General features: G+C 40.8%; 19 protein-coding genes and 1 pseudogene. 19 read left to right on the forward strand and 1 reads right to left on the reverse strand.

Features of this window, described 5'->3' with window-relative positions; genetic code table 11:
- Positions 1-9: 9 nt before the first annotated feature.
- On the reverse strand, positions 10-1,338 hold the full coding sequence (locus NQ550_RS02435) for a GHKL domain-containing protein (protein WP_025578627.1): 1,329 nt from the start codon (positions 1,336-1,338) through the stop codon (positions 10-12).
- Positions 1,339-1,617: 279 nt separating this feature from the next.
- On the opposite strand from NQ550_RS02435, the gene NQ550_RS02440 reads away from it, so the two are divergent.
- The 19 genes and pseudogenes from NQ550_RS02440 (at position 1,618) to fdhF (ending at position 23,821) form a co-directional block, all read left to right on the forward strand.
- Entirely contained in the window at positions 1,618-2,565 is a 948-nt protein-coding gene (locus NQ550_RS02440) for a hypothetical protein (protein WP_025578628.1), read from the forward strand.
- A 172-nt stretch (positions 2,566-2,737) separates the two neighbouring features.
- On the forward strand, positions 2,738-4,189 hold the full coding sequence (locus NQ550_RS02445; protein WP_025578630.1) for a sensor domain-containing diguanylate cyclase: 1,452 nt from the start codon (positions 2,738-2,740) through the stop codon (positions 4,187-4,189).
- A 61-nt stretch (positions 4,190-4,250) separates the two neighbouring features.
- Complete coding sequence (locus NQ550_RS02450) at positions 4,251-4,445, forward strand: hypothetical protein (protein WP_025578631.1); 195 nt, start codon at positions 4,251-4,253, stop codon at positions 4,443-4,445.
- A gap of 255 nt (positions 4,446-4,700) precedes the next feature.
- Complete coding sequence (locus NQ550_RS02455) at positions 4,701-5,588, forward strand: hypothetical protein (protein ID WP_025578632.1); 888 nt, start codon at positions 4,701-4,703, stop codon at positions 5,586-5,588.
- Complete coding sequence (locus NQ550_RS02460; protein ID WP_179961437.1) at positions 5,578-6,273, forward strand: polyphosphate polymerase domain-containing protein; 696 nt, start codon at positions 5,578-5,580, stop codon at positions 6,271-6,273. The genes NQ550_RS02455 and NQ550_RS02460 overlap by 11 nt, the downstream gene beginning before the upstream one ends.
- A gap of 15 nt (positions 6,274-6,288) precedes the next feature.
- Positions 6,289-6,966, forward strand: a complete 678-nt coding sequence (locus NQ550_RS02465) for a DUF4956 domain-containing protein (protein WP_025578635.1) — start codon at positions 6,289-6,291, stop codon at positions 6,964-6,966.
- Positions 6,967-7,010: 44 nt separating this feature from the next.
- A complete protein-coding gene (locus tag NQ550_RS02470; RefSeq protein WP_025578636.1) occupies positions 7,011-8,558 on the forward strand; it encodes a CotH kinase family protein in 1,548 nt (515 codons plus the stop codon).
- A 49-nt stretch (positions 8,559-8,607) separates the two neighbouring features.
- Positions 8,608-10,773 carry a hypothetical protein gene (locus NQ550_RS02475; RefSeq protein WP_025578638.1) on the forward strand — a complete coding sequence of 722 codons (2,166 nt, stop codon included), beginning with the start codon at positions 8,608-8,610 and terminating at the stop codon, positions 10,771-10,773.
- Between the two features lie 158 nt (positions 10,774-10,931).
- A complete protein-coding gene (locus NQ550_RS02480; RefSeq protein WP_025578640.1) occupies positions 10,932-11,927 on the forward strand; it encodes a HEAT repeat domain-containing protein in 996 nt (331 codons plus the stop codon).
- A gap of 109 nt (positions 11,928-12,036) precedes the next feature.
- Positions 12,037-13,314 carry a glycosyltransferase family 2 protein gene (locus NQ550_RS02485; RefSeq protein WP_226852725.1) on the forward strand — a complete coding sequence of 426 codons (1,278 nt, stop codon included), beginning with the start codon at positions 12,037-12,039 and terminating at the stop codon, positions 13,312-13,314.
- Positions 13,315-13,338: 24 nt separating this feature from the next.
- Positions 13,339-15,231, forward strand: a complete 1,893-nt coding sequence (locus NQ550_RS02490) for a purple acid phosphatase family protein (RefSeq protein WP_029676957.1) — start codon at positions 13,339-13,341, stop codon at positions 15,229-15,231.
- Positions 15,232-15,296: 65 nt separating this feature from the next.
- A pseudogene (gene wecB, locus NQ550_RS02495) lies at positions 15,297-15,872 on the forward strand (non-hydrolyzing UDP-N-acetylglucosamine 2-epimerase); the annotation flags it as partial.
- A complete protein-coding gene (locus NQ550_RS02500) occupies positions 15,865-16,146 on the forward strand; it encodes a hypothetical protein (RefSeq protein ID WP_029676959.1) in 282 nt (93 codons plus the stop codon). The pseudogene wecB and the gene NQ550_RS02500, both read left to right, overlap by 8 nt.
- 128 nt (positions 16,147-16,274) lie before the next feature.
- Positions 16,275-16,709, forward strand: coding sequence for a DMT family transporter (locus NQ550_RS02505; protein WP_025578644.1), 435 nt, complete (start codon positions 16,275-16,277; stop codon positions 16,707-16,709).
- A gap of 95 nt (positions 16,710-16,804) precedes the next feature.
- Positions 16,805-17,686: a ComEA family DNA-binding protein gene (locus tag NQ550_RS02510; RefSeq protein WP_025578646.1), complete on the forward strand. Its 882-nt coding sequence runs from the start codon at positions 16,805-16,807 to the stop codon at positions 17,684-17,686.
- A gap of 10 nt (positions 17,687-17,696) precedes the next feature.
- Positions 17,697-18,389: a response regulator transcription factor gene (locus NQ550_RS02515; RefSeq protein WP_025578647.1), complete on the forward strand. Its 693-nt coding sequence runs from the start codon at positions 17,697-17,699 to the stop codon at positions 18,387-18,389.
- Positions 18,390-18,742: 353 nt separating this feature from the next.
- Positions 18,743-19,225: a complex I 24 kDa subunit family protein gene (locus NQ550_RS02520; RefSeq protein WP_008706192.1), complete on the forward strand. Its 483-nt coding sequence runs from the start codon at positions 18,743-18,745 to the stop codon at positions 19,223-19,225.
- Positions 19,222-21,099 carry an NADH-quinone oxidoreductase subunit NuoF gene (locus tag NQ550_RS02525; RefSeq protein ID WP_022380635.1) on the forward strand — a complete coding sequence of 626 codons (1,878 nt, stop codon included), beginning with the start codon at positions 19,222-19,224 and terminating at the stop codon, positions 21,097-21,099. The genes NQ550_RS02520 and NQ550_RS02525 overlap by 4 nt, the downstream gene beginning before the upstream one ends.
- Positions 21,100-21,112: 13 nt before the next feature.
- Positions 21,113-23,821: a formate dehydrogenase subunit alpha gene (gene fdhF / locus NQ550_RS02530; RefSeq protein WP_025578648.1), complete on the forward strand. Its 2,709-nt coding sequence runs from the start codon at positions 21,113-21,115 to the stop codon at positions 23,819-23,821.
- The last annotated feature ends 89 nt before the right edge of the window (positions 23,822-23,910 follow it).

The following is a 23,910-nucleotide window of genomic DNA, read 5'->3' on the forward strand; positions in this document are numbered from 1 at the left end:
AGCCTCCTATTAATCGTTATTTTCGTCAAGACAAAGCGTTGTTGTTACAGCAAAAAAGCCACCACGTACCTGTACGTTCAGTATACCATTGTATTTTTCGGCGATTCCATTGATGATCTTAAGACCGTAACCGTGTTTGTCACTGTTCTTTTTACTGGATTTATATTTTCCATTCGTGATTCTCAGGTTATCCTCATTGCAGGAGTTTTCACATTTAATAAACAGAAAATTTCCCTTTGAATGGAGATTCAGCCGGATGATCCGTTGTTCTTCAGAAACCTTCTGACACCCTTCTACTGCATTTTCCAATATATTTGTCAACATTCGGCACAGATCAATATCTTCCATGTTGAGACTTCTGCCAATGACAATACTGTACTCCACTATGGCTTTATAACGGCTGGCACGTTCTGCAAATTCTGAAAGGATGGAATTGACCAGAGCATTGGCTGTGTAGGTGACAAAAGGAAGCTCTTCGGCTTCTTCAGTAAATTTCTGTGTATACTGTCTGGCACCTGCATAGTCCTCCTGATTAAGATAAGAGGACAGGGCATTCATATGATGCCGGATTTCATGGTGTATTTCCAGGATATGTTCATTGTTTTCTGCCTGATTACGATAGCTTTCCAGCATGCGCTCGGAAATCCGCTGTTCTTCCTGTTTGCTGCGGATGTATCCCATGACACTGAAGAATACGGCATACACCATGAAAGCAAATACTGCAAACAGTACAAACATAACATGGACAACTATATTATTGGAAAGATTTATTATGCTTGAGAACTGTGCAATGCTGGCAATCAGAATAAACAAAGCAGGGAGGGAGCAGAGAATCTTCCAGATCCGTGATTCCAGATCTGCATTGATCATAGTACGGATTCGCTCCATCAGCATGAGAAATGGTTTCGCAAGAACTAGATTTATGATAAGTGTGAGAGCCAGTGCAAAGGGCGGATACATAAAATAATCGGATGGAAACCGGAAAGTACGGTGCAAAAAGGTAACGGTGCTTGTAACAAAGAATCCGTAGCTCATTACAACAAAAAATACAAATAGTTTTTCTGCTGCTTTCGCCTGGATGCTAAAGCAGTAAAATATTCCGAACAGTAGCAGGGCAATATAAAAGATAACATTCCAGATCAGCTCTCTGTAATCACCGCCGATGTTGAACTGTGCGATAAGAGAAAACGGAATGACCATTACAATAAAAATGGACAGTGCCATGAGCATTGTCTTTTTTGTGCTTAGGCGGAAACGATCCCGGAATGGATACAAACAGAAAAATGCATAAGGAAAAATCTGAAGAGAAAATCCGCAGAAATAACGCAATGCTATCATAAAACCCTCCTGTCATAAAGATAGATAATGGCCAGGTTACTTATTAAAAATAAGTATACCATTGGCAGAGGGCAAAATCAAATCATATGAAGGTCTTTTCACACCATATTTTGACTATTCACGCAAAAATATAGACAGAGAAGTCAAATTCAAATAACATAAATAATATAGATTCAGAAAACTGTCAAAATGAGGAGAGCTTTTGATACGGTATATATGCCCGAAAGTTTGCTTTACTGGCATCGTAAAGGAAAAAATATAAGAAAAGGAGACTAAAAAATGAAGAAAAGAATGATTATTGTGACGGCACTGATTATGGGAACTCTGGGAGCAGGATGTGTGAGTGTTCAGGCATCGGATACGTTACCTGAACTGACAAAAGACAATGCACTGGAACAGATGATGAAAGCAGGAGAAACAGACAGTCTTGTAAGCAATCATAAAAGCTATGAAGCTACCTGTGAATATATACTGCAGAATACAAAGGTATATGACTATGAAGATTCTGAAGTGATGTATGTAGATATGTATGGTACTACCCAGATGCTCTATAAAGATGGCGAATTAAAATACGGAAAAGAAGGAGACGAGTACCTCTCCTGTCTGTATATTGATGAAGCAGATGGAAATGCAGATGATCTTATAAGCTTTTACACAGATGAAACCATAGAGGAAGAAGTGACGGATATGAAGGAAGATGGTGATACGATCATTATACAGACAAAGGTACCTGAAGAACTTACTCAGAGCGCATTGAATTCTCAGGGAGATGGAGAATCCTACACAGAGGGAGACTGGATTTCTATGGAATATGTGGTTGCTTCGGATGATTACAGACCATTGAAACATACTCAGATTCTGAATCATAAGGACGGCACTTCAGAAGAAGCTTCGAAGATGGAATTCTCCTACGGCGTGGACAGATCTGAGGATGTAGCAGATCTCTGCGAAAAGTACGAGGAAGCAGAAAAAGCAGAAGGTGATGTACGTAATGTAACAGTTACTGCAGCTCCTGGCACAGAGCTGGAAAAGGATTATGCAATCACTGTTCCTGCAGATAATCACGTATGGATCATGCTTCATGATGATAGTTCTTATTACGTTTTGTATACAGATAAGGAATGTAAAGAATTGCATGAGCCAGAGGAAAATGTGAAAGGAGACACACATCTTTATGCAGAGATTAGGTCTTATGAGGATTATGAAGAGACAGAGGATGAAGTATGAGGAGTTTGAGAGTATTTATCCGGTAACAATATATCACAAAACAATACCATGGATTTACAATTCGTGTCATTTTCTGTCGTTTCGTGACAGAATTATTGAAAAAATTTAGGTCTTTCCATCTGGCTTGAATGTAAAAAAATAAGATGAGAACGACATTCAGGAGGAAAGCAACATGAAGACAATCATAAAGTATGAACTGGTCATAAATGAAGCACTTAGATCCGCACTCAATTACAATACACCTGACGAGCAGATTAATGAATTTATCCGCTTTTTCGGCAGACATATCGGTTCTGACAGAATATATATTTTCGAAGATTGTAAAGAAAGACATTGCACAGACAATACGTATGAATGGTGTGCACAGGGAGTAATTCCTGAGATAGACAGATTGCAGAATGTCGATATGGACGTAATAAAGTGGTGGTATGATACGTTTTCCAAAGGCGAAAGTATCATTATCACTGATATAGAAGATATCAAAGAAGAACATCGCGCATCGTATGATATGTTAAAAGCGCAGAATGTGAGAAATGTGGTGGTATGTCCTTTGCGTTATAAAGATGAGATAAGTGGTTTTTTCGGTGTGGATAATCCTCCAAAGAGTGATTACAGGGGACTTACTACTTTTCTGGATATGATAGGAACGCTTCTTATCTCATTTCTGAAATTGCGTAATTCGTTTATAAAGTCAAATAAAGAGGCAAAGCTCAGCAGTTATTCGTCGCTTTCCAAAATCTATGCATCTATGTATTTGGTTGATGTGCAGACAAAAAGATATCATATTATAAAAATGACAGATCAGATTGCGGAATATTTGGGAAAAGATTTTAAAATGGGAGAATATGAAATCAGAGATGATTTTTGCGGACATATCAAGAATATCGCTGAGAAAATGTGTACGGAATCACAACTTCAGGAATCACTGGAGTTTGTAGATATCAGTACGCTGGAAGAACGGCTTCTTGGAGAAAACAGCATAACACATGAATTTACAGATAAAATATCAGGCTGGAACCGAAGCAGATTTATTCCTGTAGACTACGATGAAGATGGAAAACTTCTGCATGTACTTTTCTGTATTGAGTGTATAGAAGAAGAAAAAAAGCGTGAGAACAGGCTGATTTATCTGGCGCAGACAGATCTTATGACAGGATTATGTAATCGTGGAAGCGGAGAAAAAAAGATTACTGAATTTTTAAAGGAAAAAACAGGAGGATTGCTTTGCCTGATCGACTGTGACAAATTTAAATCCATCAATGACAATTACGGACACTCTGTAGGAGATAAGGTGATCATAGCCATTGCGGAGAAACTACAGAAAACATGTCGTGACAGCGATGTGGTTTTGCGCCTCGGAGGTGATGAGTTCGCCATGTTTATACCGGGAATGCTGGAACAAAGGGTAGCAGAGAAATTTTTTGAGAGATTTTTTGAAAATATCCGACAGATAGATATCATAGAGATGCAGGGGAAGAACATAGAAATAAGTCTGGGTGCGTGTTTTTATGATGGATATGAAGAGGTTTCTTTTGATCAGTTATACAGAAAGGCTGACAGGGCAATGTATCAGAGCAAAAAGCAGAAGGGCTGCAGTGCTGTAATCTACGGGGAGGAGATGTGAAAAATTTCTGAGAGACTTCGATGTAGAGTTACGTAGCGAGGCGAGACAAAAGGAGGGGTCTATGAAAGAAAAGAAAGTAATTGATTACACCAGAACCTATCGAAGAATTGAGGCAGATAAAAAGAAATGTATTCTGTATATTGTCATACTGCTCCTGCTTGGTTTTCTGCTTATGTGGACTCAGATCGATGATCTGACCAGATGGATTCTTTTTTATAAGCGTACCCCGAAAGAGAACAAGTGTCAATCGCTATAATGTCCATTCGCGCAGAAAAATGTCCACTCGCGCAAATTCTATTGATTTTGGGAAAGCTACTTTCGATGATAATATATAAGAAAATATCTCAAAAGGGAAAGGAAATTTGTCAATGCAGAAAGTTCTGAAAGCAAAAGTCAGCTTGATTTTGAGCATTGTTTTGGTATTGGTCTCTATCTGGTAGACGATTGTAGCGAAATCAAGCCTTCTATAGGTAAAAATGATTCGTGAATAATGTAGGGAGGATGCGATAGAGTGAAACAAAACAAGAGAAGAACGGCTACTGTAGTATATATTTTTATATTTATGTTGACAGTATCCGGCTGTGTCAGAAAAGGAAAAGAACAGGACAAGGTATATCAGGAAACAGGAATGTTCGAGTGGTCAGAGGAAGCTGTTTGTGAACCGGAGGAGGCACTTTACCTTGCAAAAGAGCTTGGAATTACCAAGTGGTATCAGGAGACAAATGGAATGACAGAAGTGGAGGCTACAGGAAAATTTGTAAAAGCCTTACACAATAGGAAGATAGAAGTGTATGCACTCCTTGGCGCTGTAGAATGGGGATATGAAGAGGATGGAGCAACGCTGTTGGCACATCTGGAAAAAATCGTTCAGTATAATGTACAATCTTCAGAAAAAGAGAAGTTTGACGGAGTTATGTTGGATATAGAACCGTATATATCGGATTCCTGGAAAGAGAATCCGGAAGAGTATATGGACAGATATATAAGCTGTATGAAAAAAGGATATAAATTCACTCAAAAAAATCATCTCCGTACAGCGATTTGTATACCACGGCATTATGACAATCAGGGATTGACGTCAGGGCTTGAAGAACTAATAAAAGAGACTTGTGATGAAGTAGCGGTTATGAATTATAGCTGCGGTAATGAAATCGAGGCAATCAGAACAGAGGCTGCGCTTTCTGAAAAATACGGAAAGGAGTTACATTGCATATTGGAGTTTCAGGAGGTTGGAAAGCATGGTCTTACAGAAAATAAAACTTATCGGAATAAGGGAATCGACAATGCGAAAGAGACTTGGGAGAAACTTCAGAAGGAATATAAAAATATAAATGTGACCAGAGATTATCATTGGAGCAGACCCGTAAGAGAGATGTTGGAGGAAAAGAATGCAGATTAAAAAGGTGTTTCGTCAGGAAAGAAAATTTCTAATAAGCGGGGAACAGTATTATCGTTTTAGCCGTCAGTTTGCTGAACTATTTAAAGAAGATTCTCATAACGGTAAGGATGGATATATGGTACGTTCCCTGTACTTCGATACATTGGGAAACAAAGATTTTGAAGAAAAATTGGCGGGTGTTGAGTGTCGCAGGAAAATGCGTCTGCGGATTTACAGTCCTCAAAGTAGGACAGCACTTTTAGAGATGAAACAAAAACAGGGAAGTAATCAGTTGAAGCGTTCCCTGACTATTTCCAGAGAACATGCTGAAGAATTAATGAAGGGACATTATGAAGTACTTCTTGAATATAGTGATCCTTTCGCAACGGAATGTTATGGTGTTCTTAAGACGAATTGTTATATACCGAAAGTCATTGTTGAATATAAGAGAATGGCGTTTGTTTTCAAAGAAAATGACACAAGGATTACCTTTGACAGCAATATATCAGCGTCAAAATTAACTGGAAGATTTTTGGAAGAATATGCAGGCTGTTTTCCAGTTATACATCCAGGGTGTGTAGTAATGGAGGTGAAATATAACAATTTTCTGTTGGCTTATATAAAAAATATTTTGCAAATCAGTAATAAAAGTGAGACGGCAGTCAGTAAATATGCACTTGCCCGTCAGGCAGTTTTTAGATTTTAAGGAGGAGAGAGTTAAATGAGAAGTTTTTTAAATGAATTAATTCAGCAGGTAGAAGTTTTAAGTATGACAGAAATATTAACACAAATTCTTGTTGCTGCGGCGTTGGGATTTGTGATTTATCTTTCATACTATATGTCACATACAGGTACAATATACAGTCGGAAGTTTAATACAAGCCTCGTTGTACTTGCTGTTCTGACAACAGTAGTTATGACGGCAATCGGTAATAACGTGGCGTTATCGCTCGGTATGGTAGGTGCTTTGTCAATTGTCCGTTTTAGGACGGCTATCAAGGATTCGAGAGATACGGTATATATTTTCTGGACAGTAGTAGTTGGTCTTACATGTGGAGTTGGAGATTACATAACAGCGGGAATCGGTAGTGCAATTGTATTTCTGATACTTCTCGTTCTTGGCAGAATTAAGAATGAAAGTCGTATGCTTTTGATTGTTCGGGGAGCAAGAAGTACGGATAAAAGAATTATGTCTGTTGTTAGTGAATATTTTTCACGGAGAATTGATCTGCGAGTTGAAAATACCACCGAACAGACAGTAGAACTGATTTATGAGATTCCGCTGAAAATATTTGAGAAAGCAAGCAACCGCGCAGAGAGTATTGCGGACTGCCTATATGAGATTGAACACGTGGAATATGTGAATGTAGTTGCTCAGGATGATGATATTAGTAACTAATAGTGTTAGTGTGTCATTCTTGAAACAGTCAAAGGAGGAATATTTTGAAAAACAAATATTGGGTACTGATTATAGCAGCACTTACAGTAATCGGTACGTTTTGGACTCAGATAGAACTGGGAGGGAAAAAATACAGAACACATCAACATAAAGAATATCTTTCAGTAGAAGATACAATCCCGGATGTACAGGAAGCCATAAATGCGGAACAAATATCAGAATCTCAGTATAACAGCGAGGCAGTAGACATAGAAAAATTAAAAACGCATTTGCCCGTGGTTAAAATAGAAACCTCTGAAGAAATTCCTGGAGTGCCATATTATGAAGAAGGATATTCACATAGAAAATATACGACTACGTCAGAAGGAGAAAGTGAACTTGCCGCAACGATGCAGATTATTGACAATCTGGATACATATAATACGGTCAATGACAAACCCGCAGTTAGTACAAGTATAAGAATAAGAGTCCGGGGAAATACCTCGAGATGGTTTGATAAAAAATCTTACGCTGTTACGACAGTAGATGGAGATGGTACTGAGCAGGATAGAAGGATAATGGGTATGGAGGCGGCACATGACTGGGCACTCCACGGCCCATTTTTAGATAAAACTCTGATGCGTAATTATATAGCTATGAATTTTTCTGGTGAGCTTATGGATTTTGCACCAGATGTCAGATTTTGTGAGGTGATTCTGAACGGGGCGTATCAGGGAGTTTATGTGATGATGGAAACTATCAGCAGGGGTAAAGGAAGAGTGGATATAGCGCGCCCAAACTTAACGAAAAATGTTACAGGCTACATTGTAGAAATTGATAATGCTACAAGTCTTCCGGTATCTGCACTGAATAATTTTACAAAATATGTATCTGTACTTAGAAAAGATTCATTTTTTGATCTTGTTTATCCGGGAGAAGAGCAGACTACACCTGCAATCAAGGACTACATTGAAAAAGATCTTAGCAAATTTGAAAAAGCGTTATATTCTTATGATTACGATACGCTTGCTTATGGATTTAATAATTATGTCGATATTGAAGAATTTGCTGACTATTTTATTATTGCAGAAGTATTTCTTCAGCATGATACGGGGAATCTGTCTACTTATTTTTATAAAGATGTAAATGGAAAAATCAAGCCATGTGTATGGGATTTTAACAATGATCTCGGCAATATAAGTACGGACAACGAAGATGACTTTCATATACGACAGTTTGTTTCTGTACAGGCACCATGGTTCTGGATGATGATAAAAGATGAGAACTATATCAATTTAATTATTGATAGATATAGGGAATTCCGACAGGGAATATTAAGCAATGAAAATATTTTGCAGTATATACAGGATGTAACAGAATATCAGGGAGAAGCTGTGAATCGGAATTATGCTGTATGGGGATATAGCTTTAATTCCGAGAATCTCGACAGTCGAAACAAGCTTCATCCAGATGAAAGAAATCCGGAAAGCTACGAGGAGGCTGTGGGTCAGATGACGGATGAGTTGATCGGGAGGTTGGAGTGGTTGGATGAGAATATTGAGGTATTAAAACAATACTGTCATGAATCTGCCGTTAAAAAATTTAACCACTGATCAGTTTTAACGGAAAAAGATGAGTCGTTTAAGATTACAGGAGATACATATGAAAAAGTTTATTATAGCATGTACAGCAGTCATTATAGCGGTGATCTGCTGGATGTTTGTTTCTGACAGGATAGGGAGTACCCTTAGTTTTAACATGAATAAAGAGGTTAAAACGTTTACAACAGTTTCAGACAAGGAGATTCTTGTGGATACTGGGAACGGAATGGAACCATTTGAAATACGCGGTGTTAATATGGGAGTGGGAATTCCTGGTCATTTTGCTACGGATTATGCTATTGATAAGGAAACCTATCTGAGATGGTTCCGGATGATTAAGGATATGGGAGCCAACTGTGTGAGGGTGTACACCCTGCTACAGGATGATTTTTATGATGCTGTCTGGGAATTTAATCATGATAATCCCGATCCACTTTATATTATCCATGGAGTATGGATCGATGATTATGTTCTTTACTCACACAGAGATGCCTACAGCAAAGATTTTCTTAATGAGTTTCTGAAGGATTCCAGGATTCTGGTGGATATGATACATGGAAATAAGCGTTTTTCACTAGGAGAAGATCTTGGGAGCGGGAGTTATACAAAAGATATTTCTCCATGGGTGCTGGGATATATCCTAGGTGTGGAGTGGGAAGATACAACAGTTGCTTTTACGGATCATATGCAGGAGGAAAGGGATTCGTATGAGGGGAAATATATGCGCACGACAGAAGAAGCAACGCCTTTTGAAGCAATGCTTGCGCAGGTAGGGGATAAGATTATAGAATACGAAACGGAAAAATATTCAAGTCAGCGTCTGATTGCTTTTTCTAACTGGCCAACAACAGATCCGCTTGAGTGGGATCAGATTGTAGAATGGTATTTTAGAAAATTTGAACAGGTGGATGTAGAGCATATAAAAACGACAGATGAGTTTCTATCAGGACAGTTTGCGTCTTACCATATCTATCCGTATTTCCCGGATTATCTCGGATTCATGGATGTTCTGGGAATGAAGATTGAAAGCAGAGAAAAATTTACAGACGAAGACGGGACGTTTAACTCATATAGGGCATATCTAACTGCAATAAACGCACATCATACCATGCCGGTTATTATCTCGGAATATGGAGTTCCTTCATCGAGAGGAAGAGCGCAGTCGGATCGAAATACAGGGCGTTCACAAGGTGGGATGAGCGAGGAGGAACAAGGAAAAGCACTAGTACAGTGCTACAAGGATATCATGGCATCAGGGTGCGCAGGATCTGTAGCGTTTACCTGGCAGGATGAATGGTTCAAGCGAACGTGGAACACTATGGCTTATACGGATTTGACAAAGACGTGTTACTGGAGTGACTATCAGACGAATGAACAGTATTTTGGTATTCTGTCTTTTGATCCGGGTGAAGTAGAGAGTGTCTGCTATGTTGACGGAGATGTTTCGGAATGGGAAGAAACAGATATAGTGATGGAGACGGATACCATGTCGCTTAGTTGCAAGTATGATGAAAAATATGTTTATTTCAGAGTTCACAAGGATGATTTTCACTTTGGAAATGAAACACTTTATGTTCCGATTGATACGACACCAAAATCAGGAAGCACAGCATGCGACGGTATAGCGCCGCTATTTGAACAAGAGGCGGATTTTGTACTGATTATTTCAGGGCGGGAGGATACCAAAATTCTTGTACAGGAAAGATATGAAGCGCTAAGAGCGATGTATTCTCAGAGAGTTTATGGTGAAGACGCATATCTAAATGTCCCTGAAAAAGATACTGGAAAATTTGTTCCGATACATCTGATGCTGCAGGTTGCAAATGATCCAAGTTTTGAAATCACCCCTGAAGGGTTTGAAAGTGCAGAAACTTTTGATACAGGAACACTTACGTATGGAAATGGGAATCCGGATTCGGCGGATTTCAACTCATTATCTGATTTTATTGTAAATGGGGATGAGATTGAGATCAGATTACCATGGTCTTTGTTGAACTTCTATAATCCTTCGGAGATGGTGATCCATGATGATTACTATGAAAATTATGGAATAGAAGGAATAGAAATTTCAGAGATGTATGCCGGTGTAGGGACAGATGCAAATGTGCAGTTTCCTATTAAAATGGGAACGGTTGAATTGAAAGGATGGGGCACAAATCCCACATGGCATGAACGATTAAAACAAGGATATTACGATCTGCAGGAATTGTGGAAGGATAAGGATTAAATCCTAAAGGGTGGTTAATATATGAAAGGGCGATAGTTTTCATGGTATTTCAAGTAAATTTGTTAATTTATTTATATATGGCCATATGTATATGTCTTTTATTGTTTAATTTGGTTTATTTCGCCAGAGACTTTTTTAAGAGAAAAAGAGATCCTGAAATGGTAAGAAAGTATATGAACAAACTTTGTGAAATGCTTGAAACATCAGGAGTCGAAAAGATATCCCAAAAAGAAGAAAAATTCTGGACTAGAAAATTGAGCAAAAGCTCTGGACTTATTTTATTCCAACAGGTAGTAGAAGAACTGGAAGCGAAGGGAAAACAGGAAGATATAGAAAAATGGATCAGAAATAACAGAGATCTGTTCTATAAGCTCAGTAGTGCTTATATGAAAAAAAGAGGCATGGAGAAAGCACTTATGGCATACATCATAGAGCAGCATCATCTGTGTGGTCCGGGAGCCAGAGACCCGTTTGCACTTCAGATGGAATGGCTTGTATCGGATCATTCTATCTACTGCCGCGAAAATGCACTCTATGCCTTGTATGCTGGCGGACAGCCTGAACACGTGATAAAAGCATATCATATTTTGACTAGAATGCGGATAGAACACAGCTCAAAAATGGTAACAGATGGCTTGCTTTCTTTTCAAGGAGACAGGGAATTGCTGGCTGAAGAATTATGGAAAAACTGGACTCATTATTCAACATATTACAAAATATGTTTTGTAAACTTTTTCCGAATGATATCCGGAAACTTTACCGAACGACTACTTATTGTTCTTAAAGATGAAGAAAATGACAGAGAGCTTCGACTGGCAGTAATTCGTTATTTTCGAAAGTATAAGTATGACAAGGCGTGGGAATATCTGTGCTGTCTGGTTGAGGAGTGGCGTGAATCAGATTGGGAATATGCTGCGCTTAGTGCACTGGCCCTTGAATCGTATCCAGGGAAAAGGACTATAGACGCGTTGAAAAAAGGCTGTGAAAGTCGAAACTGGTATATTCGCTATAATAGTGCTCAGTCTCTTGGAAAATTAATTGATCACGAACAAAAAGGAAAGCTCATACAGAACGAAAAAGATATATATGCAAAAGAAATGATGGCATATAAATTTATGGGAACGGAGGAAAGTACAGATGATGGATGCGATTAAACTATTTTTGTTTTTTGTTGACGTTTTTTTTGTTATTTATTTGATTGGTTATAGCACTTTCCTTTTTTTGTCAGTTGTTGTAGGAGCATCGGAACTTTACGAGAAACGAATGGACGAAAAGATGAAAGGAACACTCCGTCATGATTTTTATATTCCCATCAGTATAATTGTTCCTGCACACAACGAAGAAATGACAGTTGTAGATACGGTTTTTTCACTTTTGGAACAGGATTATAAACTTTATGAAATTATCGTTGTAGATGATGGATCAACAGATCGAACAGTAGAATATCTGGTGGATTCTTTCCACATGAAAAGAATAAATAGGCCCATCAGAAAAAGAGTTCACTGCAAGAAGGAGCAGGCAATTTATGAAACAGTCTATAATGGGATTTTCATTACTTTGGTTCAAAAAGAAAATGGAGGTAAGGCAGACAGCCTGAATATGGGAATTAATATATCAAATTATCCCTATTTTATTTGTATGGATGCGGATTCGATGTTGCAACGTAATTCTCTTTATGAAATCGCAAAACCGATACTGGAAGATGATAAAGTAGTAGCCTGTGGCGGGCAGATTGCTGTATCTAATGGTATCCGATTAGTAAAAGGCGAAGTAAGTGACTATAGTATGCCTAAAAAGTTGATCGTAGCAATGCAGGTGCTTGAATATGAGCGTTCGTTTCTTGCTTCCAGAATCTTTATGAACCGCTATAACGGAAACCTGATTATATCAGGGGCATTTGGCATATTTAAAAAAGAAACAGTTCTTCTTGCAGGTGGATATGACGATTCCACAATGGGAGAGGATATGGAACTTGTTGTGAAGCTTCATGTTTTCTGCAGATCAAATCATATTGATTATTCTATACAGTATGCGCCAGACGCAATCTGCTGGAGCCAGGTACCGAGAAATCTCAAAGATTTGATAAAACAAAGGAGACGATGGCATATCGGGCTTTTTGAAAGTCTGACAAAGTATAAAAATGCAGTAGGGAAAAAAGAGTACGGACTTTTAGGGGCGGTTTCGTTTCTATATTTTTGGATTTATGAACTGCTTTCGCCGTATATTGAAGTCTTTGGAATACTGACGATTATCCTTTCATATGTGGTAAATCTGGTTAACGAACCTTTTATGATATTGTTTTTTTTGGTATATGCAGCATTTGGGTGCATTCTTACGCTTATATCATTTTTCAGTCGACTGTATATGAGAAAAATGCGCATATCATGGAAGGATGTGTTGAAAGCTATACTTTTAAGTGGATTTGAACTGATAGGACTGCGATTTATTCTTATGATTGTGAGGATGAACGCGCTGATCGGGTATCGGAAATACAAAGATACATGGGGAACTCTTGAAAGAAAGAAGCTTAATAGAGAATAGTATGATATCGGTGGAGAAGGTTATATGAAAGATGGAAATGAAGGACACGGTATGAACAAGAAATACGAGAAATTTAAACTGGCAGTAGGAACAACTTTTGCGTTTTTTATTTTGGTGGCAGTAATGGGTATTGCTTTCGTTCAGAACCGTTATGCTGATGAAAATATACTTGAAGATGAACTGTTGGAAATTCAAGGAGATGAAAAATTTCATTATGTAGAAACCGGTATAACATATTGGCAGTATAAGGATACGGAAGGAGAACCGTCGATTGATAGCAACGGAAAACGCTGGAACGAAGCTGGATATCTGACAGAAGACTGGAAAGAGGCCAAGGGAAGTTTTGGGAGTTATTATGGAGAACTGAATGATCGTGTGGGAGGAAAATATCCCTCGAATCTGCTGAACTATTATTCTGCTAAAAAGAAGGCTCTGCCAGTATATTATTTTAGAACAGAATTTGAGGTGGACGATGCCAGAGAGATATTTCAGCTTTCAGGAGAAATACAGTTTGATGATTCTGTAATCATATATCTGAATGGAAAAGAAATATACAAAGATAATGAACCGACAGAAGGTTATGACCCAGGAACCGGGTATGGAGCGAAAGAGGGAGTAGAAACATCTTGGAACAGGGTTTTTTCAGTAGAAAATACTACTGCACTAAAAAACGGAACAAACTGCATTGCAGTTGAGGTTCATCAGATACATGAAGACAGCTCTGATGTCTATTTTGACTTTAAGGAGTTTAAAGGAACGCCGGAATGGAATGAAGTGGAAACATTGGATGCCGATGGTCTTATCCTTCAGCCGGGTGATACAAACAACCAGATGCTGGTTAATTGGCTTACGCCTCAAAAAGGAGGTTATAATGTACAATACTGTAGAAAAGTAGATGACTTCTACAATTATACAGAGTTGGAAATGGAACGAGTTGAGATAGAAGGGCAGTATTGTTATAAGGCAAGATTATCGAATCTTCGAGCTGGTGAAACTTACAGCTATCGATTATGTAACAGAAAAAATGGTGCACATTCAGAAGTTTTTAATTTTACGACTGCAAAACAGGGAGAGGGAGTAAAGTTTTTATTTGTCGGAGATCCCCAGATTGGTGCCGGCGAAAGCGTACAGCAGGATGGAGAAGCGTGGAAGAGGACGCTGGAGGTGGGAAAGCACATTCTGCCGAATGCAGAATTTCTGATATCGGCAGGCGACCAAAGTGACAGTTCGAAAACGGATATAGCAATAGAAGAATACTATGAATTTAGAAGTCCGGATGAACTGAAAAATATACCAGTGGCGGTAAACAAAGGGAATCATGACACCGTAAAGGAGATTTATGAAGAGCAGTTTATGCCTCCAGGTGTATGGGATGATGCGAACTACTATTTTGCCCGTGACGGAGTTCTGTTTTTCGCATTGAATTCAAACAGCGGCAGTTACGCAACTCAGATAGAATATTTAAAAAAGGCGATTCAAAATACAAATCCGGAATGGATTATTGTTACTATGCATTATTCAATGTTTAGCGCAGGACCGCATTCAGATGAGGAAAAAATACTGAATCTCCGAAAAGTGTATAACGAGGCATTTTCTGAATTGGACGTAGACCTTGTATTGTCCGGTCATGATCATCTGTATGCGAGAACATACCTAATGAAAGGAATGAAGTCCACCGGAAATGCGTCCGGACTAAAAAAACAGGGGGAAACGCTATATCTGTCCGGAACATCTTCTACTGGAAGCAAGTTTTATGAGAAGGAGAGTGGAAAAAAAGGCTATATTGCCTTTTATGATGGAGAAACAGAAAAAACACCTCTGATTTCTGCTATTACAATACAGGGAAAGACACTTACAATCAAAACTGTGCGTACCACGGATATGAGTGTTTTTGATGAAATTACTATTAGAAAATAATTTTTTGTTCTGGAAGTGAAATGTTATAAATTGGATTGCACCAAATCGCTGCGCAATGGCCTGCCAAGGCTATGGCGCAGATTTTTATCACAGGAAATACAGGAATTGATGCTTTGCACTATACGGTGAGAAATGATTTTTATCATCCGGAGATAGAATGGGCAAAAGGCAGCAGACTGATTGCTGTGACAGCACACAGAAGGGAGAATCTGGGAGAACCCATGCGTGATATGTTCCGGGCTATACGCAGGATCGTGGAGGAATTTACAGATGTGAAGGTTATTTATCCTGTACATTTGAATCCGCAGGTCAGAAAAATCGCAGATGAGGAATTCGGTGGATGTGAGAGAATACATCTGATCGAACCGTTGGATGTGGTAGAATTCCATAATCTGATGAAAGCCAGTTATCTGATTATGACAGACAGTGGCGGAATCGAGGAAGAAGCTCCTGCACTGGGAAAACCTGTACTGGTCATGAGAGATACAACAGAACGTCCGGAAGGTGTGGAAGCCGGAACCTTAAAGCTTGCAGGCACGAAGATGGAGGATATTTACAGAGAATGCAGGAGGCTTCTTACAGAGCCGGAGATTTACAGAAGAATGAGTGAGGCCAGAAATAAAGAATTGCCCCATGACTGAAACAGAGAAAAAAGCTGTTGGCAGATATCTGGACTGGCATACCGGGATTTTGCTGGAAACAGATGGGAAAATGGGAATCTACAGGAAAGAGAGTGGGAAACTTATTTATAAAGAAAAGGCTGATTCCGAAGACGGGTATCTTGGTATGTATCTTTTTCTTATGGGAAAATATCCGCTATACACAGGCGAAGCAGGATGGATATGCATGGAATGCGGAAAATTGTATGGATTATATGAAAGAAAAATAAAAACAGGATTTATACTGTGTGCATGATTTTGCGCAGAATGAATAAACTAATAATAAAGAATAAAAGAGGTACTGCTAAACAGCGGTGCCTCTTTTCGACATAAAAATGATTACCGGAGTAAGCAGAATGATCATATATCCAGGAGGGCATATTTATGTGGGGATTTATAGTGGCATTGATTTCGGGAGCACTGATGAGTATTCAGGGAGTTTTTAATACGGAAGTGACAAAGCAGACCAGCCTTTGGGTATCGACCGGCTGGGTGCAGCTGTCAGCTTTTGCAGTCTGTGTTTTGGCCTGGCTTTTCACAGGACGGGAAAGTGTGGCTGCACTCTGGCAGGTGGACAATAAATATACACTTCTTGGCGGAGTGATCGGAGCGTTTATTACCATTACAGTAATCCAGAGTATGGGAGCCCTTGGACCTGCAAAGGCAGCAATGCTGATCGTTATTTCGCAGCTGGCAGTTGCTTATGTAATTGAATTATTTGGATTGTTTGGGGTAGATAAAGAACCCTTTGAATGGCGCAAAATCCTTGGATTGCTGATCGCGATTTCCGGAATTGTTATATTTAAGTGGCAAAAATAAGAGTTTACTATTGTAAAATCATTAAGATTTCGTTACAATAAGGGTGGCATTATGGACAGGGGACTCTTACTCTGAGAAATAAGAGGAGGACCCTTATGATAAAAATAAAAAACAGATGTTGTTATACTGTGATGCTGATATTGTGTGGAACTTTGTTTCTTACAGGACTGACAGGATGTAAGAGCAGAGAGGCACAGTTTCTGATTGAAGGACTGCAGGAAGCGAAAGCAGAGGTGGATGCGGAGTCATCAGAAGAGAAAACATCAGGACAGAAGTCGAAGAAAGATACAGATGAGAAGAAAGCTGATACAGAGGACCGACAGAATGATGGTGGCAATTCTGCAGAGTTCCGGAAAAAACAGGCAGAATCAGATGGTTCAGATGCAGGTAATGGGACAGGAAGTGATTCCGGGAAACATACTTCAGATGCTGATATAGATAATGGGTCAGAAGCAGTTTCTGATAAGGAAATGCAGCAGGCAATGATCTATGTTGATGTCTGCGGAGCAGTTGCGAATCCGGGAGTTTTTCAGCTGGCAGCCGGGAGCCGGGTGTTTCAGGCGATTGAGGCAGCGGGAGGATATCTTCCCGAGGCAGCTCTAACCTGTGTAAACCGTGCAGGAGTTCTGACAGACGGACAGCAGCTTTATATTCTCACACAGGAAGAGATGGAGCGGCAGGGACTGGATCCGGCAGAGATGTCCGGAGCATCAGATGGACAGATGAATGGAAGTGCCGGGACAGGGCAGAACACGGGGATGACCGCTCAGGTTCAGCAGGATAACAGGATTAACATAAATACAGCAGATGAAGCTCAGCTTACTACGCTGACGGGGATCGGTGCAACACGTGCGCAGGCGATCATTGCCTACAGAGAAGAGAACGGGCCATTTGCTGCGATAGAGGATATTATGAATGTACAGGGTATCAAAGAAGGTACTTTTGCAAAGATAAAAGATGAGATAGTAGTAGGATAAGGAGAACCGAATGAGCAGGAAAGTTTTGGTAGTAGATGATGAGAAACTGATCGTAAAAGGAATCCGTTTTAGTCTGGAACAGGATGGTATGGAGGTAGACTGCGCTTATGATGGAGAAGAGGCAGTAGAGAAAGCAAAAGATAAAAAATATGATATTATCCTTCTGGATCTGATGCTGCCGAAGATGGACGGGCTGGAAGTATGCCAGCAGATCCGCGAATTTTCCAATGTGCCGATCGTGATGCTGACAGCTAAGGGCGAGGATATGGATAAGATCCTTGGTCTTGAATATGGTGCGGATGATTATATCACCAAACCGTTCAATATCCTGGAAGTTAAGGCACGTATCAAAGCGATCATGCGCCGTGCGGGAAGCGACCACGAGGAGAAAGAAAAGGCAAAGAGCATTCAGGTGGGCGATCTTCGTATGGACTGTGAAGGCAGACGTGTATTTATTGCAGGTAGAGAGATTAATTTGACAGCAAAGGAATTTGATGTACTGGAGCTTCTGGTATTTAATCCAAATAAAGTATACAGTCGTGAGAACCTGCTGAACATTGTATGGGGATATGAGTATCCGGGTGATGTACGTACTGTGGATGTACATATCCGCCGTCTCCGTGAGAAGATTGAAACCAATCCAAGTGAACCGAAATATGTACACACCAAATGGGGTGTCGGATATTATTTCCAGGCTCAATAAAAAGAACGCATGAAACAGGCAGACCACATTTTATGAAACAAAGATCATAAAATGTGGTCTGTTTTTTGTTAGGACTGATTGTGACGCACATCTTGCAGAAAGCCTTTTTCAGACATGCTCTAGAGAAAGAGTGGCAGTTCAGTTTAGTTTGGTGTACATCTGAGATGGTTTATCATTGAACAAAGCTGATAAAAATTAAACAAACAAAACAAACATCTATAGAGGAAAATGATAAAAAATTAGAAAATTTCTATAAATGCGCTTGTGAAAATGACGAAAAAGGCATATAATTAACGTTACAATATGTAAAGAGTGCAATAAAAAGAGAAAAACAGGTATAAGGAGGGTGCGAAATGCTAGATCAGTCATTTTATCAGAAAGCGGATGAGATCATTGCTTTCTATGGTAAAAAGCCGGCATCACTGATTCCGATCATGCAGGATATTCAGGGGGTGTACAGATATCTCCCGGAAGAATTGCTTACATATGTTGCGGAGCAGATCGGTGTGACAGAAGCGAAAGCGTTCAGTGTTGCCACATTTTATGAGAATTTCTCATTTGATGCGAAAGGTAAATATGTGATCAAGGTCTGTGACGGAACAGCCTGTCATGTAAGAAAATCAATACCGGTTCTGGAGGAACTTTATAAGAAACTGGGGCTGTCAAAGACAAAGAAGACGACAGACGATATGATGTTTACTGTGGAAACAGTTTCCTGTCTTGGTGCCTGCGGACTTGCACCGACTATGATGGTCAATGAAGAGGTATATCCGAGAATGACTCCGGAGAAGGCAGATGAGCTGATTGATAAACTGAGAGGGGGCGAACAGGGATGATCCAGAATAAGGAAGTATTGGAGCAGATCAGAGAAGAAGCTGTGAAAGAACTTAATTCTTATGACTGTCGTATTCTTGTCTGTTCAGGTACCGGATGTGTGGCAACCGGTTCTCAGAAAATCTATGAGAAATTCATGGAGATTGCCAAAGATGCTCCGGGAGTTACCATTGAGTTTGGACCTCATGACAAAGATGCACATGTAGGTGTAAAGAAAACAGGATGTCAGGGTGTCTGTGAGCTTGGACCACTTGTTCGTATCCAGAAAGGCGACGATGTGATCCAGTATACGAAGGTTCAGATCGAAGACTGCCAGGAGATTTTTGAGAAGAGTGTTCAGGGTAATGAGACTATCGAGAGACTGCTTTATCAGAAAGGCGGTAAAGTAAGCCGCGGACCGGAAGATATTCCGTTTATCGCGAAACAGACCCGTATTGTTTTGAAGAACTGTGGTAAGTTTGATGCAGAATCTCTGAATGAGTACATAGCAAGCGGCGGTTTCCAGGCTCTGGAGAAAGCAATGTTTGAGATGGATCCGGATCTGGTTATTGATCAGGTTGATAAATCCGGTATCCGCGGACGTGGTGGCGGCGGCTTCCCGGCAGGTAAGAAATGGATTCAGGTAGCACGCCAGGCTGATCCTGTTCATTATGTGGTTTGTAACGGTGATGAGGGTGACCCGGGAGCATTTATGGATGGTTCTGTAATGGAAGGTGATCCTTACCGTCTGATCGAGGGTATGATGCTTGCAGCTTACGCAGTAAGAGCACAGCATGGTTATATTTATGTACGTGCGGAGTATCCTCAGTCTGTAGCACGACTGAAACACGCTATCGCAGTTCTGGAAGAAGTGGGACTGTTAGGCGATGACATCCTTGGAACAGGATTTTCCTTCCATATGCATATCAATCGTGGTGCAGGAGCTTTCGTATGTGGCGAGGGTTCTGCCCTGACTGCATCTATCGAAGGAAGCAGAGGCATGCCCCGTGTAAAACCGCCCCGTACAGTTGAACAGGGATTATGGGCGAAACCTACTGTTCTGAATAACGTAGAAACTTATGCAAATATTCCGGAGATTATTCTCAAAGGTGCAGATTGGTACAGAAGTATCGGTACAGAGGGATCACCTGGAACAAAAACCTTCTCACTGACAGGTTCTATTGAGAATACAGGTCTGATCGAGGTCCCGATGGGAACAACCTTAAGAGAAATCATTTTTGATATCGGCGGAGGACTGAAATCCGGTGCTGCGTTTAAGGCTGTTCAGATCGGTGGACCATCCGGTGGATGTCTGACAGAAGAACATTTGGATGTACCTCTTGATTTCGACTCTGTTAAGAAATATGGTGCGATCGTTGGTTCCGGTGGTCTGGTAGTTATGGATGAACATACCTGTATGGTAGAGGTTGCACGTTTCTTTATGGGCTTCACCCAGAGAGAATCCTGCGGTAAATGTGGTCCCTGCCGTATCGGCACCAAGCGTATGCTTGAAATCCTTGAGAGGATCGTAGACGGAAAGGGTGAAGTAGAGGATCTGGATAAACTGGAGCATCTTGGAAACTTTATCAAGGACCGTTCACTCTGCGGACTTGGAAAGAGTGCACCGCTTCCTGTACTTTCCACATTAAGAAACTTCAGAGATGAATATGTAGAGCATATTGTTGATAAAAAGTGCGCGGCTCATGTATGTAAGGCAATGCGTTCTTATGTGATCGATCCTGAGAAATGTAAAGGATGTACCAAGTGTGCGAGAAACTGTCCGGTTGGTGCGATCACAGGCAATAAGAAAGAGCCTCACAGCATTGATACCTCCAAGTGTATTAAGTGCGGAACATGTCTGGAAAATTGTGTATTCGGCGCAATTTCTGTGAATTAAGGAGGGTGAAAAGATGATTCATTTGACAATAGATGGAATTCCTGTAGAAGTGGAAAAAGGTACGACCATTCTGCAGGCTGCCAGACAGATCGGAGTGGAGATTCCTACACTCTGCTATCTGGAAGATGTATTGCCGGATGGTTCCTGTCGTTTGTGCGTGGTAGAAGTAACAAACAATGGAAGAACCAAATTTGATACGGCATGTACACTTCGCTGCTCAGAGGGTGATGAAGTACAGACAATGTCAGAGAAGGTAGTTGCATATCGTAAAGATACCCTTGACCTCCTTCTTTCTGACCATCGTGTACACTGCTTCTCCTGTGAGGCAAACGGTGACTGTAAATTACAGGACTACTGTTTTGAATATGGTGTGACTGAGACAAGCTATCCCGGTGAAATGAAGGATATGCCGATAGATGATACCAATAAATTCTTTACCTATGATCCAAGCCTGTGTATTCTCTGCCATCGCTGCGTGAATACATGTAAGGAGATTGTGGGAAGAGGTGCCATCGACACTATGGATCGTGGTTTCCAGTCAGTGATCGGTGCACATTACAAACATAAATGGAACGAAGGTATCTGTGAATCCTGCGGTAACTGTGTACAGGCCTGTCCGACAGGTGCACTGACCATGAAGCGCAGAAAGAAATACCGTCCGTACCAGATTGACAAGAAGGTTCTGACTACCTGTCCTCACTGTGCAACAGGCTGCCAGTATTATCTCCTTGTAAAAGACGGAAAGATCGTAGATACAGAAGCTGTAAACGGACCGTCCAACAAAGGGCTGCTCTGTGTTAAGGGACGCAGCGGATGTTTCGATTTCGTACAGTCACCGGAGCGTATTAAATATCCGCTGATCAAGAATAAAGAGACAGGTGAATTCGAACGTGCAACATGGGATGAGGCCCTGGATCTTGTTGCTTCCAAATTTATGGAGATCAGGAAACAGTACGGCTCTGATTCCCTTGCAGGTTTTGCATGCTCCAGATCACCTAATGAAGATATTTACATGGTACAGAAGATGGTTCGCTGCTGCTTCGGCACCAACAATACAGACAACTGTGCACGTGTATGTCATTCCGCATCTGTAGCAGGTCTTGCGATGACTCTTGGCTCAGGTGCCATGACAAACCCAATTGAGGATATCACAAAGAATGCAGATCTGATCATGCTGGTTGGTTCCAACCCTGAGGAAGCACATCCTGTAGTCGGCATGCAGATCCGTCAGGCTATCAAGAGAGGCTGTAAGCTGATCGTAGTTGATCCTCGTGATATCGGTCTGGCTAAGAAAGCAGATATCCATCTGAAACTGAAACCTGGTACAAATGTTGCTTTTGCAAACGGCATCATGAATGTGATCCTTTCTGAAGGTCTTCAGGATGACAAGTTCATTGCAGAGCGTACCGAAGGTTTTGAAGAATTAAAGGAAATCGTAAAAGATTACACACCTGAGAAGGTAGCTGAAATCTGCCACATTGACGCAGACGATCTGAGAAAAGCAGCGATCATGTATGCAAAAGCTGACCGCGCTCCAATCATCTACTGTCTTGGTGTAACCGAACATTCCACAGGTACAGAGGGCGTTATGTCCATGTCCAATATGGCAATGATGGTTGGTAAGCTTGGACGTGAAGGCTGTGGTGTTAACCCGCTTCGTGGACAGAATAACGTACAGGGTGCCTGCGATATGGGTGCTCAGCCGAATGTGTATCCCGGATATCAGAAGGTTACTGATCCTGCAGTTCGTGAGAAATTCGAGAAAGCATGGGGTGTAAAACTTGATCCGAATATAGGAACTCATGCAACTGATGTATTCCCGAAAGCAATCACAGGCGAGATCAAAGGTCTGTATATCTATGGTGAGGACCCGGTAGTTACTGATCCGGATACCACACACATTATCAAAGCATTAAAGAGTCTTGATTTCTTTGTACTTCAGGAACTTTTCATGACAGAGACAGCTCAGTATGCAGATGTTATCCTTCCTGGTGTAAGCTATGCAGAGAAAGAGGGTACATTTACCAATACAGAGCGCCGCGTACAGAGAGTCCGCAAGGCTGTCACAGTACCTGGAGAGATGAGACTGGATACAGATATTATTATTGATCTGATGAACCGCATGGGATATCCGCAGCCACATCTGACTTCTGCTCAGATCATGGATGAGATCGCATCCCTGACACCGAGCTTCGCAGGTATCAGCCATGAACGTCTTGACAGTGAAGAAGTTCATGGACAGGGACTTCAGTGGCCATGTACCTCCAAGGATCATCCGGGAACACCGATCATGCATGTTGGTAAATTCTCCCGTGGTCTTGGCTGGTTCTACCCTGCAAAATATGTACCGTCAGCAGAGCTTCCGGATGAGGAATATCCGATCATCCTTATGACAGGACGTATTCTGTATCATTATACAACAAGAGCCATGACGGGAAAGACACCTGAGCTTATGGAGATCGAAGGTAAGTCATTTATCGAAATGAACATCGTAGATGCCGATAAGCTGGGTATCAAAAACGGTGATAAAGTCAGAGTTTCTTCCAGACGAGGATCCATTGAATCTACCGCACGTGTAGGTACGAAGACCTCACCGGGTGAGAGCTGGATGCCATTCCACTTCCCGGATGGAAATGCAAACTGGCTGACCAACGCCGCACTTGACAAATACGCAAGAATTCCTGAATATAAGGTATGCGCAATTAAGATTGAGAAAGCATAAAACAATATCGGAGACAAAGTTCCGGATCTGATATCGTAAATATTATATGGGGCTGTCGCACATGGATCTGCTGTCCTTGCGGCAGCTCC

This window comes from Blautia wexlerae DSM 19850 (assembly GCF_025148125.1).
Taxonomy (GTDB): Bacteria; Bacillota; Clostridia; order Lachnospirales; family Lachnospiraceae; genus Blautia_A; species Blautia_A wexlerae.